The organism is Pseudomonas sp. WC1, from assembly GCF_050586565.1.
Taxonomy (GTDB): domain Bacteria; phylum Pseudomonadota; class Gammaproteobacteria; order Pseudomonadales; family Pseudomonadaceae; genus Aquipseudomonas.
On record NZ_JBOBDQ010000044.1, the window covers coordinates 38,607 to 49,731 of the forward strand.

The 11,125-nt window shown below is 66.0% G+C and carries 10 protein-coding genes; 7 read left to right on the plus strand and 3 right to left on the minus strand.

Features of this window, described 5'->3' with window-relative positions; genetic code table 11:
• Nucleotides 1-8 precede the first annotated feature (8 nt).
• A complete protein-coding gene (locus ACQ4OD_RS18915) occupies nt 9-1,226 on the plus strand; it encodes an MFS transporter (RefSeq protein WP_198754485.1) in 1,218 nt (405 codons plus the stop codon).
• Between the two features lie 79 nt (nt 1,227-1,305).
• Nucleotides 1,306-1,851 carry a cupin domain-containing protein gene (locus ACQ4OD_RS18920; RefSeq protein WP_023631327.1) on the plus strand — a complete coding sequence of 182 codons (546 nt, stop codon included), beginning with the start codon at nt 1,306-1,308 and terminating at the stop codon, nt 1,849-1,851.
• A 377-nt stretch (nt 1,852-2,228) separates the two neighbouring features.
• Here the strand turns inward: ACQ4OD_RS18920 and ACQ4OD_RS18925 are convergent, their stop codons facing one another.
• Together ACQ4OD_RS18925 and ACQ4OD_RS18930 are read right to left on the minus strand one after the other, a co-directional pair.
• Nucleotides 2,229-2,828, minus strand: coding sequence for a 2-hydroxychromene-2-carboxylate isomerase (locus ACQ4OD_RS18925; protein ID WP_110699471.1), 600 nt, complete (start codon nt 2,826-2,828; stop codon nt 2,229-2,231).
• A 27-nt stretch (nt 2,829-2,855) separates the two neighbouring features.
• Nucleotides 2,856-3,587 (minus strand): SDR family oxidoreductase, encoded by a 732-nt coding sequence (locus ACQ4OD_RS18930; protein WP_139670841.1) that lies wholly within the window; start codon nt 3,585-3,587, stop codon nt 2,856-2,858.
• 89 nt (nt 3,588-3,676) lie between these two features.
• Here ACQ4OD_RS18930 and ACQ4OD_RS18935 point away from each other — a divergent pair, with 89 nt between their 5' ends.
• From ACQ4OD_RS18935 to ACQ4OD_RS18955, 5 genes are all read left to right on the plus strand, one after another.
• Entirely contained in the window at nt 3,677-4,240 is a 564-nt protein-coding gene (locus ACQ4OD_RS18935; RefSeq protein WP_430944752.1) for a TetR/AcrR family transcriptional regulator, read from the plus strand.
• Nucleotides 4,227-4,820, plus strand: a complete 594-nt coding sequence (locus tag ACQ4OD_RS18940; protein ID WP_139670839.1) for a DUF4157 domain-containing protein — start codon at nt 4,227-4,229, stop codon at nt 4,818-4,820. Before ACQ4OD_RS18935 ends, ACQ4OD_RS18940 begins: the two co-directional genes overlap by 14 nt.
• A 152-nt stretch (nt 4,821-4,972) precedes the next feature.
• Entirely contained in the window at nt 4,973-6,214 is a 1,242-nt protein-coding gene (mexE, locus tag ACQ4OD_RS18945; protein ID WP_038705949.1) for a multidrug efflux RND transporter periplasmic adaptor subunit MexE, read from the plus strand.
• A 12-nt stretch (nt 6,215-6,226) separates the two neighbouring features.
• Nucleotides 6,227-9,406 (plus strand): efflux RND transporter permease subunit, encoded by a 3,180-nt coding sequence (locus tag ACQ4OD_RS18950; RefSeq protein WP_038705948.1) that lies wholly within the window; start codon nt 6,227-6,229, stop codon nt 9,404-9,406.
• Complete coding sequence (locus ACQ4OD_RS18955; protein WP_139670837.1) at nt 9,403-10,818, plus strand: efflux transporter outer membrane subunit; 1,416 nt, start codon at nt 9,403-9,405, stop codon at nt 10,816-10,818. The genes ACQ4OD_RS18950 and ACQ4OD_RS18955 overlap by 4 nt, the downstream gene beginning before the upstream one ends.
• A 97-nt stretch (nt 10,819-10,915) precedes the next feature.
• Here the strand turns inward: ACQ4OD_RS18955 and ACQ4OD_RS18960 are convergent.
• Nucleotides 10,916-11,125, minus strand: a 210-nt coding sequence (locus ACQ4OD_RS18960) for a hypothetical protein (protein WP_430944753.1), incomplete at its 5' end; no start/stop codon positions are given.

The window sequence follows — 11,125 nt, forward strand, 5'->3', positions numbered from 1 at the left end:
ACTGCCTTATGAACGCCGCAAAGGACCCTGCCACGCTTGCCCCGGTGAGCAGCCCGCCCAGTACGTTGGACCTGCGCCCGCTGATGCTGGCCAACATGGCCTGCACCATGTCGATGATGGCCTTCGTCGCCCTGATCGGCCCGATCGCCCGCTTGCTGGGCATGGCCACCTGGCAGGCCGGCGCGGCGGTGACCGTGGCCGGCGTGGTCTGGGTGCTGCTGGCCCGGCCCTGGGGCCGCTTGGCCGATCGGCTTGGCCGGCGCCGGGTGTTGCTGCTGGGCAGCGGCGGCTTCACCCTGGCCTATTGGGTGCTGTGCCTGTTCATCGACGGCGCGTTGCGCTGGCTGCCGGGCGCGACCCTGGCCTTCTTCGGCCTGATGCTGGCACGAGGCATGATCGGCGCCTTCTATGCCGCGCTGCCGGTGGGCGGCAACGCGCTGATCGCCGATCACGTCGAGCCGCAACGCCGGGCGCGGGCCATGGCCTCGCTGGGTGCGGCCAACGCGGTCGGCCTGGTGCTGGGCCCGGCCCTGGCCGCGCTGCTGTCGCGCTACAGCCTGAGCATGCCGTTCTATGTGCTGTCGCTGCTGCCGGCCACGGCGTTCGTCGTGCTGCTGTTCAAGCTCAAGCCGCAGCCCTTGGCCCAGGCCCATGCGCCCAACCCGGTGCGACTGTCCGACCCGCGCCTGCGCAGGCCTTTGCTGGTGGCCTTCAGCGCCATGCTGAGCATCACCGTGTCGCAGATCGCCGTCGGTTTCTTCGCCCTCGACCGCCTGCAGCTCGAGGCCGGCGCCGCCGCCCAGGCCGCGGGCATCGCCTTGACCAGCGTGGGCGTGGCACTGATGCTGGCCCAGGTGTTCCTGCGCCAGTTGGAATGGCCACCTCTGAAGATGATCAAGGTCGGCGCCTGCGTATCCGGGCTCGGTTTCGCCGCCGCGGCCCTGGCCACCAGCGCGCCGTGGCTATGGGGCGCGTTCTTCATCGCCGCGTTCGGCATGGGCTTCGTGTTCCCGGCCTTTTCGGCGCTGGCGGCCAACGCCATGCACGCCAGCGAACAAGGTGCGACGGCCGGCTCGATCGGCGCCGCCCAGGGCATGGGCGCGGTGATCGGGCCACTGGCCGGCGCCCTGGTCTACGCCCTCGATCCGCGCCTGCCGTTCCTGGCCGTGGGCGCCCTGCTGTTGCTGGTCGGCCTGTGGCCGGCAGCGTCCGACCAGCGCCACTGACGCGCACAGCGCGCAAGCGTGCAGAGTGTGTTTTAATGCCTCGCCCATTATTTTTGACACCTCTGCAAACAAGGCGGCTATGGACACGGGGACACGACTCAAACTGGTGCGTGAACGCAACAACCTCTCCCAACGGGAGCTGGCCCGCCGCAGCGGCCTGACCAACTCGACCATCTCGCAGATCGAGCAGAACCGGGTCAGCCCTTCAGTCAGCTCCCTCAAGAAACTGCTCGAAGGGATCCCCATGTCCCTGGCCGAGTTCTTCAGTTTCGACGAGCCGGTGCGCGAGGAGCGCTATGTGTTCCGTGGCGGCGAACAGCCCGACCTGGGCCGCAACGGCCTGCGCATGCTGCTGGTCGGCGCCAGCGTCGAAGGTCGGCAGATGCGCATGCTGCGCGAGCTGTACGCACCGGGTGCCGATTCCGGCGAGCCGATCGTGCATGCCGAAGGCGAGGAATGCGGCCTGGTCACCCGTGGCACCCTGGAACTGTGGGTCGATGGCCAGGTGAGCATCCTCAATGCCGGCGACGGCTACTACATCCCCACCACCCTGCCCCACAGCTTCAAGAACATCGGCCCCGACGAGGCCGAGATCATCAGCGCCAACACCCCGGCGAACTTCTGATTCGCCAAAAGGGTTTCAGCGCTTGTGATATCGAGCGCCGCCCGCGCGGCGCATCGCTGGCAAGCCAGCTCCCACATCTGTTTCGGGCCAATCTGTCCTGTGAAGTCGTCGCTGTCCGCCTTGGTGCAGGTCTTGAGACAGGTAGAGCGGCAGTCATGCCCACGCTGAAACCGCGTCGTACCGACAAGGCGTACAGCCGCGGCGGCGCAGACATAACTGGCCCGAAATAAATGTGGGAGCTGGCTTGCCAGCGATGCGCCGCGCGGGCGGCGCTCGATCTCACAAGCGCTACAACCCTGACGACATACACCTGACAGCCATGAATCAATAGCACCCAAGGCCTTTAAAAGCGCTGCCTGCAAGAACGTGGTTGTACTTCATGCCTGCCTGACCAAGGCCTGCTCGACGAAATCCAGGCGGTCCTGGCCGAAGAACATCTGCCCGTCGACAAAGACCGTCGGCGCCCCGAACAAACCGCGCTCGACCGCCTCCTCGGTGGCTTTGCGCAAGGCGTCCTTGACCTCGGGCCGGGCGGCCAGTTCATGGAACATCTCGGCCTCGAAGCCACCGGCGGCCAGGGTTTCATCCAGTACCGCGGGATCTGCCAGATTGCGCCCATGCACGAACAGCCCTTCGAACAACACCTTCAACAGCGCCTCGAAACGCTCTTCGGCAAACAACTGGATGCCGATCAGCCCGCGCATCAGGTTCAGGGTGTTGACCGGGAACCCCGGCGGCAGGGTCAGCGGCACGCCATAGCGATCGGCATAACGCTTGAGGTCGATGCGCATATAGCGCCCCTTGGCCGGCACCATTACCGGCGAGGCATTGCCGGTGGCCTGGAACACCCCACCCAATAGAATCGGCTTGTACACCAACCGCGCCCCATGACGCGCGCACAGGGCGGGTAGCTGGGTGGAAGCCAGGTAGGTGGCCGGGCTGCCCAGGTCCAGGAAGAACTCGACGGTCTTGCTCATGATTCAATCCTTGTATGAGGGAGGGATTTACCAGCGCTCCATCCACGGGCGCAGGTCCAGCTCGAAGGTCCAGGCATCACGCGGTTGCGCATGCAGGAACCAGTAACTGTCAGCGATATGCGCAGGATCGAGGATGCCGTCCTGGTCCTTGAGCGCGTAGCGTTCAGGGAAGCTGTCGCGGATGAAGGCGGTGTCGATGGCACCATCGACCACCACATGGGCGACATGGATGTTCCGTGGCCCCAGTTCCCGCGCCATGCTCTGGGCCAGGGCGCGCAGGCCATGCTTGGCGCCGGCGAAGGCGGCGAAACCGGCCGCGCCGCGGGTGCCGGCGGTGGCACCGGTGAAGAGGATGGTGCCTTGCTCTCGGGTGATCATGCGCCGGGCGACCGCCTGGGCGGTGAGAAAGCCGGCGAAGCAGGCCATTTCCCAGATCTTGAAGTACTTGCGCGGGGTCTCCTCGAGGATGCTGCACGGCACATTGGCACCAATGTTGAAAACGAACGCCTCGATCGGGCCGATATCGCGCTCGATGGTCTCCACCAGCTCGGCGACCTCCTCTTCCTTGCGCGCATCCGAGCCAAAGCCATGGGCCTGGCCGCCCGCGGCGCGAATCTCGGCGAGCAGCGGCTGCAGCTTCTGCGCCTCGCGCCGGGTCACACAGGCGACATAGCCCTCACGGGCGAAACGCTTGGCAATCTCGCCGCCGGTGGCATCACCCGCCCCGATCACCAGCACGACTTTTTGTTGTTCTGCCATGGACCGCCCCATTGATGAATGATCGTTTAGTAAACGAACGCTATGCTACGATCAGCTCATCGTCAAGCCCACACCACGAGGTTGCGCGCATGCGCTACGCCACCGACCACAAGCAACAGACCCGCGAAAAACTGCTGTCCAGCAGCGGCGCCCTGGCCAAGCGCGGCGGTTTCGCCGCCACTGGCGTGGCCGGGCTGATGAAGGCCATCGGCCTGACCGGCGGCGCCTTTTACAACCACTTCCCGTCCAAGGATGACCTGTTCAGCGAGATCGTCCGCCGCGAGCTGGCCAACAGCCCGCTGGCGCGCCTGGTCGAACGTGGCACCGACCGTGCGCGGCTCAAGCGCCTGCTCGACCAGTACCTGAGCCTGGCGCACCTGCACAATGCCGAAGGCGGATGCCCGTTGCCGCCACTGGGGGTGGAGATCGCCCGCGCCGAACGGCCGGTGCGCGAACAGGCCGAACACTGGCTGCTGGAATTGCACCAGGCCTGGAGCGAAACCCTGGATGACCCCGACCTGGCCTGGGCCTTGCTCAGCCAGTGTGTCGGCGCGCTGGTGGTGGGTCGCATGCTGGCCAGCGAACCGGTGCAGACACAGGTGCTGGACGCCAGCCGCAAGCTGGTCGAGCGGGTTTTCGATGAAGTTCGCTAGCACGCTGCTGGGCCTGCTGCTGGCCTTGCCCGCCGTCGCCCAGGACAGCTGCCCGACCGGGCAGTACCAGGTCTGCCTGGTGGTGTGTTTCTGCGCGCCCATCGACCCCAACCAAGGAGGCCAGGTGCTGCAGGATGTCGAGCGCATGGCCACCGGCAGCTTGGTGTTCGCCCTGCGCCAGGCCCGCGACGAAGCAGCCGCCAACGGCACGCAGCCGATTCCCCTGCATATCCGCGCCCAGCTCGAACCCTGGTACGACTTCGCCGTGCTCGACGCGGCGCGCTACCGGATCGGCAACGAACAGCAGATCAGCGCCGCCAACGCACTACTGCAGAACCCGGACGTCAACGCCGTGACCCTGATCGACACGGTCATCTTCCGCCGCCCCGCCGATGCCGAGGACAACGTGGCATTGTGGGCCCATGAGCTCAAGCACGTGCAGCAGTATCAGGCGCTGGGCGTCGAGGGCTTCGCCCAGCAATACACCCGTGACTACCAGGCGCTGGAGGGGCCCGCCTACGAGATCGAGGCCAAGGTGGCCAAGGCGTTACGTGAAAAGGCCGCTGGCGGGCCGCGCTGACTGCGCAATCTGATGGGTGCCCATGCGTCATGATTGATGATGGCACCCGACATATCATTGCCCGTGATAATAACCTTCGCTCCATTTGATTCGTGCGTCACGCGCAAGACACTCAAACTCCGCCCACTACTAATATCTCGGCGGAGTTCTCCATGGATCACTCACTCAAACCCTTGCGCTTCCCCCTCGCTGCCCTGGCAGTGGTGGTGCTCAGCGCTTGCGGTCGCACCCCCGACGCCGTGCAGGCTCCCGCCGCGCCCAAAGTCAGCGTAGCCAAGGTGATCGAACAGCCGATCAACGAATGGGACGAGTTCACCGGCCGCCTCGAAGCACCGGAAACCGTCGAGGTACGCCCACGGGTGTCCGGCCAGGTCGACCTGGTGGCCTTCACCGAAGGCGCCCAGGTGAAGAAAGGCGACCTGCTGTTCCAGATCGACCCGCGCCCGTTCCAGGCCGAAGTCCGCCGCCTCGAAGCCCAGCTGCAACAAGCCAAGGCCACCGCCATCCGCAGCGCCAACGAAGCCCGCCGTGGCGAGCGCCTGCGTGACAGCAACGCCATCTCCGCGGAGCTGGCCGAGTCGCGCACCAGCGCCGCCGCCGAGGCCCGCGCCGGGGTCGACGCGATCCAGGCGCAGCTCGACCTGGCCCGCCTGAACCTGAGCTTCACCCGCGTCACCGCGCCGATCAGCGGCCGGGTCAGCCGCGCCCAGTTCACCGCCGGCAACATCGTCACGGCCGACGTCACCCCGCTGACCAGCGTGGTCTCCACCGACAAGGTCTACGCCTACTTCGACGCCGACGAGCGCGTGTACCTCAAGTACAGCCAGCTGGCCCGCGACGGCCAGCGCGGCCAGAGCACCCCGGTGTACCTGGGCCTGACCAACGAGACCGGCAACCCGCACCTGGGCCAGATGAACTTCGTCGACAACCAGGTCAACCCACGCACCGGCACCATCCGTGGCCGCGCCGTGTTCGACAACCGCGACGGCCAGTTCACCCCCGGCCTGTACGCTCGCCTGAAGCTGGTCGGCAGCGCCCAGTACGACGCTGTACTGATCAACGACGAAGCGGTCGGCACCGACCTTGGCAAGAAGTTCGTGCTGGTAATGGACAAGGACAACAAAGCGGCCTACCGCGCCGTGGAACTGGGGCCCAAGCTCGAAGGCCTGCGTATCGTGCGCAGCGGCCTGGGCAAGGACGACCGCATCGTGGTCAAGGGCCTGCAGCGCGTGCGCCCTGGCTCGCCAGTCACCCCGGAAGAAACGCCGATGGCCAGCGAGCAGACCCTCGCCGCCCTCGCCCAGCAGCGTCAGGCCCTGGAGGCCAGCAACCCGGCGCCGAAGGTTGCCGGCGCCAATGTCAAAGTCGCCAGCGCCCAAGCGCCGCGCGGTTAAGGGACAACACCGATGAACTTTTCGAAATTCTTCATTACCCGGCCGATCTTCGCCGCGGTGCTGTCGCTGGTGCTGCTGATCGCAGGTTCCATCTCGCTGTTCCAGCTGCCGATCAGCGAATACCCCGAAGTGGTACCGCCCACCGTGGTGGTGCGCGCCAACTTCCCCGGCGCCAACCCCAAGGTGATCGGCGAGACCGTCGCAGCGCCCTTGGAGCAGGCCATCACCGGTGTCGAGAACATGCTGTACATGTCCTCGCAATCCACCGCCGACGGCAAGCTGACCCTGACCATCACCTTCGCCCTGGGCACCGACCTGGACAACGCCCAGGTGCAGGTGCAGAACCGCGTCACCCGTACCCAGCCCAAGCTGCCGGAAGAAGTGACCCGTATCGGCATCACCGTCGACAAGGCCTCGCCCGACCTGACCATGGTCGTGCACCTGACCTCGCCGGACAACCGCTATGACATGCTCTACCTGTCCAACTACGCCATCCTCAACATCAAGGATGAGCTGGCGCGCCTGGGCGGCGTGGGCGACGTGCAGCTGTTCGGCATGGGCGACTACTCGCTGCGCGTGTGGCTCGATCCGAACAAGACCGCCTCGCGCAACCTGACCGCCAGCGACGTGGTGGCCGCGATCCGCGAACAGAACCGCCAGGTCGCCGCCGGCCAGCTCGGCGCCCCGCCCGCCCCCGGTTCGACCAGCTTCCAGCTGTCGATCAACACCCAGGGCCGCCTGGTCAACGAGGAAGAGTTCGAGAACATCATCATCCGTGCCGGTGCCAACGGCGAGATCACCCGCCTGAAGGACATCGCCCGGGTCGAACTCGGCTCCAGCCAGTACGCCCTGCGCTCGCTGCTGAACAACCAGCCGGCGGTGGCCATCCCGATCTTCCAGCGTCCGGGCTCCAACGCCATCGAGATCTCCGACGAAGTGCGGGCGAAGATGGCCGAGCTGAAGAAGGACTTCCCCGAAGGCATGGACTACAGCATCGTCTATGACCCGACCGTGTTCGTCCGTGGCTCCATCGAGGCGGTGGTGCACACCTTGTTCGAAGCGCTGGTCCTGGTGGTGCTGGTCGTCATCCTGTTCCTGCAGACCTGGCGCGCCTCGATCATTCCGCTGCTGGCCGTGCCAGTGTCGCTGATCGGTACCTTTGCGGTCATGCACCTGTTCGGCTTCTCGCTCAACGCGCTATCGCTGTTCGGCCTGGTACTGGCCATCGGTATCGTGGTGGACGACGCCATCGTGGTAGTGGAGAACGTCGAACGCAACATCGGGCTGGGCCTGAAACCGCTGGAAGCCACGCAAAAGGCCATGAGCGAAGTGACCGGGCCGATCATCGCCACGGCGCTGGTGCTGTGCGCCGTGTTCGTGCCGGCGGCGTTCATCTCTGGCCTTACCGGGCAGTTCTACAAACAGTTCGCCCTGACCATCGCCATCTCCACCGTGATCTCGGCGTTCAACTCGCTGACCCTGTCGCCGGCCCTGGCCGCCGTGCTGCTCAAGGACCACCACGCGCCCAAGGACCGTTTCTCGCGGTTCCTGGAAAAACTCCTGGGCAGCTGGCTGTTCGCCCCGTTCAACCGCTTCTTCGATCGCGCCAGCCATGGTTATGTCGGTGGCGTGCGCCGGGTCATCCGCTCCAGCGGTATCGCCCTGTTCGTCTATGCCGGCCTGATGGGCCTGACCTACCTGGGCTTTTCGTCCACCCCGACCGGCTTCGTGCCGTCCCAGGACAAGCAGTACCTGGTGGCCTTCGCCCAGTTGCCTGACGCCGCCAGCCTCGACCGCACCGAGGCGGTGATCAAGAAGATGAGCGAGATCGCTCTCAAGCAGCCAGGCGTGGCCGACTCGGTAGCCTTCCCGGGCCTGTCGATCAACGGTTTCACCAACAGCCCGAACAGCGGCATCGTGTTCACCCCGCTCAAGCCGTTCGACGAGCGCAAGGACCCGAGCCAGTCGGCGGCAGCCATCGCGGCCGCACTGAACGCCCAGTTCGCCGATATCCAGGACGCCTACATCGCGATCTTCCCGCCTCCGCCGGTACAAGGCCTGGGCACCATCGGCGGCTTCCGCCTGCAGATTGAGGACCGCGGCAACCTGGGCTATGAAGCGCTGTACAAGGAAACCCAGAACATCATCGCCAAGAGCCACAACGTGCCGGAACTGGCGGGCCTGTTCACCAGCTACCAGGTCAACGTGCCGCAGGTCGATGCCGCCATCGACCGGGAAAAGGCCAAGACCCATGGCGTGGCGATCAACGACATCTTCGACACCCTGCAGGTCTACCTGGGCTCGCTGTACACCAACGACTTCAACCGCTTTGGCCGCACCTATCAGGTCAACGTCCAGGCCGAGCAGCAGTTCCGCCTCGACGCCGAACAGATCGGCCAGTTGAAGGTGCGCAACAACCTGGGCGAGATGATCCCGCTGGCGACCTTCCTCAAGGTCAGCGACACCTCGGGGCCTGACCGCGTGATGCACTACAACGGCTTCATCACCGCCGAAATCAACGGCGCTGCGGCCCCCGGCTACAGCTCCGGCCAGGCCGAGGCTGCGATCGAGAAGCTGCTCAAGGAAGAGCTGCCCAACGGCATGACCTTCGAGTGGACCGACCTGACCTACCAGCAGATCCTCTCGGGCAATACCGCACTGTTCGTGTTCCCGCTGTGCGTGCTGCTGGCGTTCCTGGTGCTGGCCGCCCAGTACGAAAGCTGGAGCCTGCCGCTGGCGGTGATCCTGATCGTGCCAATGACCCTGCTGTCGGCCATCACCGGGGTGATCATCTCCGGTGGCGACAACAACATCTTCACCCAGATCGGCCTGATCGTACTGGTGGGCCTGGCGTGCAAGAACGCGATCCTCATCGTCGAGTTCGCCAAGGATGAACAGGCCAAGGGCCTCGACCCGCTGGCTGCGGTACTGGAAGCCTGCCGTCTGCGTCTGCGTCCGATCCTGATGACCTCGATCGCCTTCATCATGGGTGTGGTGCCGCTGGTGTTCTCCTCCGGCGCCGGTGCCGAGATGCGTCACGCCATGGGTGTGGCGGTGTTCTCGGGGATGATCGGGGTGACCGTGTTCGGCCTGTTCCTGACCCCGGTGTTCTTCTTCCTGATCCGCCGTTTCGTCGAGCGTCGCCAGGCCCGCAAGGCCGAGCACGCCGTGGCACTGGAGAACCATGCATGAAGTTGCTCAAACCCCTGACCCCGAGCCTGCTGGCACTGGCCCTGGCGGCCTGCGCGGTGGGCCCGGACTACCAGGCCCCGCTGACCGAACCGGCCAAACTGGACGCCGGCCTTGAAGCCAAAGCCTATGACCGCAGCCGCTTCGAGAGCGTGTGGTGGAAACAGTTCGACGACCCGGTGCTGAACCAGCTGGTGCAGGCATCGCTGGACGGCAACCGCGACCTGCGCGTGGCCTTCGCCCGCCTGAAAGCGGCGCGGTCGATTCGCGAGGACGTGTCCAACGACCAGATCCCCGTGGTCACCAGCCGCGCCAGCAGCGAGTTGGGCAAGGGCCAGGTCCCTGGCCAGACCGAGCGCCGGGTCAACAGCGAACGCTATGACCTGGGCCTGGACATGGCCTGGGAGCTTGACCTGTTCGGCCGCATCCAGCGCCAGATCGAGGCCAGCGAAGCCCAGGAAGCGGCGGCCGAGGCCGACCTGCAGCAACTGCAGGTCAGCCTGATCGCCGAGCTGGTCGACGCCTACGGTCAATTGCGTGGCGCGCAACTGCGCGAGCAGATCGCCGTGGCCAACTTGAAGACCCAGCAGCAGTCGCGGGACATCACCGTGACCCTGCGCGACACCGGGGTCGGCAACGAGCTCGACGTGGTCCGCGCCGACGCCCGCCTGGCGGGTGTCGAAGCCACCGTGCCGCAATTGCAGGCTGAACAGGTACGGGCGAAGAACCGCATTGCCACCCTGCTCGGCCAGCGCCCGGACGCGATGGCCGTGGACCTGTCGCCCAAGGCCCTGCCGGCCATCGCCAAGGCCTTGCCGGTGGGCGACCCCGGCGAGCTGCTGCGCCGCCGCCCGGACATCCGCAGCGCCGAGCGCCAGCTGGCTGCGGCCACGGCCAACGTAGGCGTGGCCACCGCCGACCTGTTCCCGCGGGTCAGCTTGAGTGGCTTCCTCGGCTTCACCGCCGCCCGCGGTTCGCAGATCGGCTCCTCGGCGGCCAACGCCTGGGCGCTTGGCCCGAGCATCACCTGGGCGGCGTTCGACCTGGGCAGTGTGCGCGCCCGCCTGCGCGGCGCCAAGGCCGATGCCGAAGGGGCGTTGGCCAACTACGAACAGCAAGTGCTGCTGGCCCTGGAAGAGTCCTCCAACGCCTTCAGCGACTACGGCAAGCGCCAGCAGCGCCTGCTGGCGCTGATGCGCCAGAGCGACGCCAGCCGCAAGGCGGCGGACCTGGCCTCGGTGCGCTACCGCGAAGGCACGGTGGATTACCTGGTGCTGCTGGACGCCGAGCGCGAGCGCCTGAGCGCCGAAGACGCCCAGGCCCAGGGCGAGGTCGAGCTGTACAGCGGCATCGTCGCGATCTACAAGGCGCTTGGCGGCGGCTGGCAACCCGATGTGGTGGCCAGCTCGCGCTGACCGCCCCCTGATGTGAAGACTCCTTTGGTTGGTTCCTCCCCCAACCGTTTGCCCCGAAGGCCTTGGTCTTCGGGGCTTTTTTATGCGCCGCTGGTGCCTAGGCGTATCCCCTGGATCGGCCTTTCAAGGTGTTCGGCGTTGGAGTTGCAGCGTTCTTGAGATCGAGCGCCGCCCGCGCGGCGCATCGCTGGCAAGCCAGCTCCCACATCTGTTTCGGGCCAATCTGTCCTGTGAAGTCGTCGCTGTCCGCCTTGGTGCAGGTCTTGAGACAGGTAGAGCGGTAGTCATGCCCACGCTGAAACCGCGT

Bases quoted from the DNA above. Each gene is read 5' to 3' on its own strand.
- ACQ4OD_RS18940 (WP_139670839.1), top strand. From the start codon at position 4,227: ATGAAGTTCGCTAGCACGCTGCTGGGCCTGCTGCTGGCCTTGCCCGCC.
- ACQ4OD_RS18925 (WP_110699471.1), bottom strand. From the start codon at position 2,828: ATGAGCAAGACCGTCGAGTTCTTCCTGGACCTGGGCAGCCCGGCCACC.
- ACQ4OD_RS18930 (WP_139670841.1), bottom strand. From the start codon at position 3,587: ATGGCAGAACAACAAAAAGTCGTGCTGGTGATCGGGGCGGGTGATGCC.
- ACQ4OD_RS18920 (WP_023631327.1), top strand. From the start codon at position 1,306: ATGGACACGGGGACACGACTCAAACTGGTGCGTGAACGCAACAACCTC.
- mexE (WP_038705949.1), top strand. From the start codon at position 4,973: ATGGATCACTCACTCAAACCCTTGCGCTTCCCCCTCGCTGCCCTGGCA.
- ACQ4OD_RS18915 (WP_198754485.1), top strand. From the start codon at position 9: ATGAACGCCGCAAAGGACCCTGCCACGCTTGCCCCGGTGAGCAGCCCG.
- ACQ4OD_RS18935 (WP_430944752.1), top strand. From the start codon at position 3,677: ATGCGCTACGCCACCGACCACAAGCAACAGACCCGCGAAAAACTGCTG.
- ACQ4OD_RS18955 (WP_139670837.1), top strand. From the start codon at position 9,403: ATGAAGTTGCTCAAACCCCTGACCCCGAGCCTGCTGGCACTGGCCCTG.
- ACQ4OD_RS18950 (WP_038705948.1), top strand. From the start codon at position 6,227: ATGAACTTTTCGAAATTCTTCATTACCCGGCCGATCTTCGCCGCGGTG.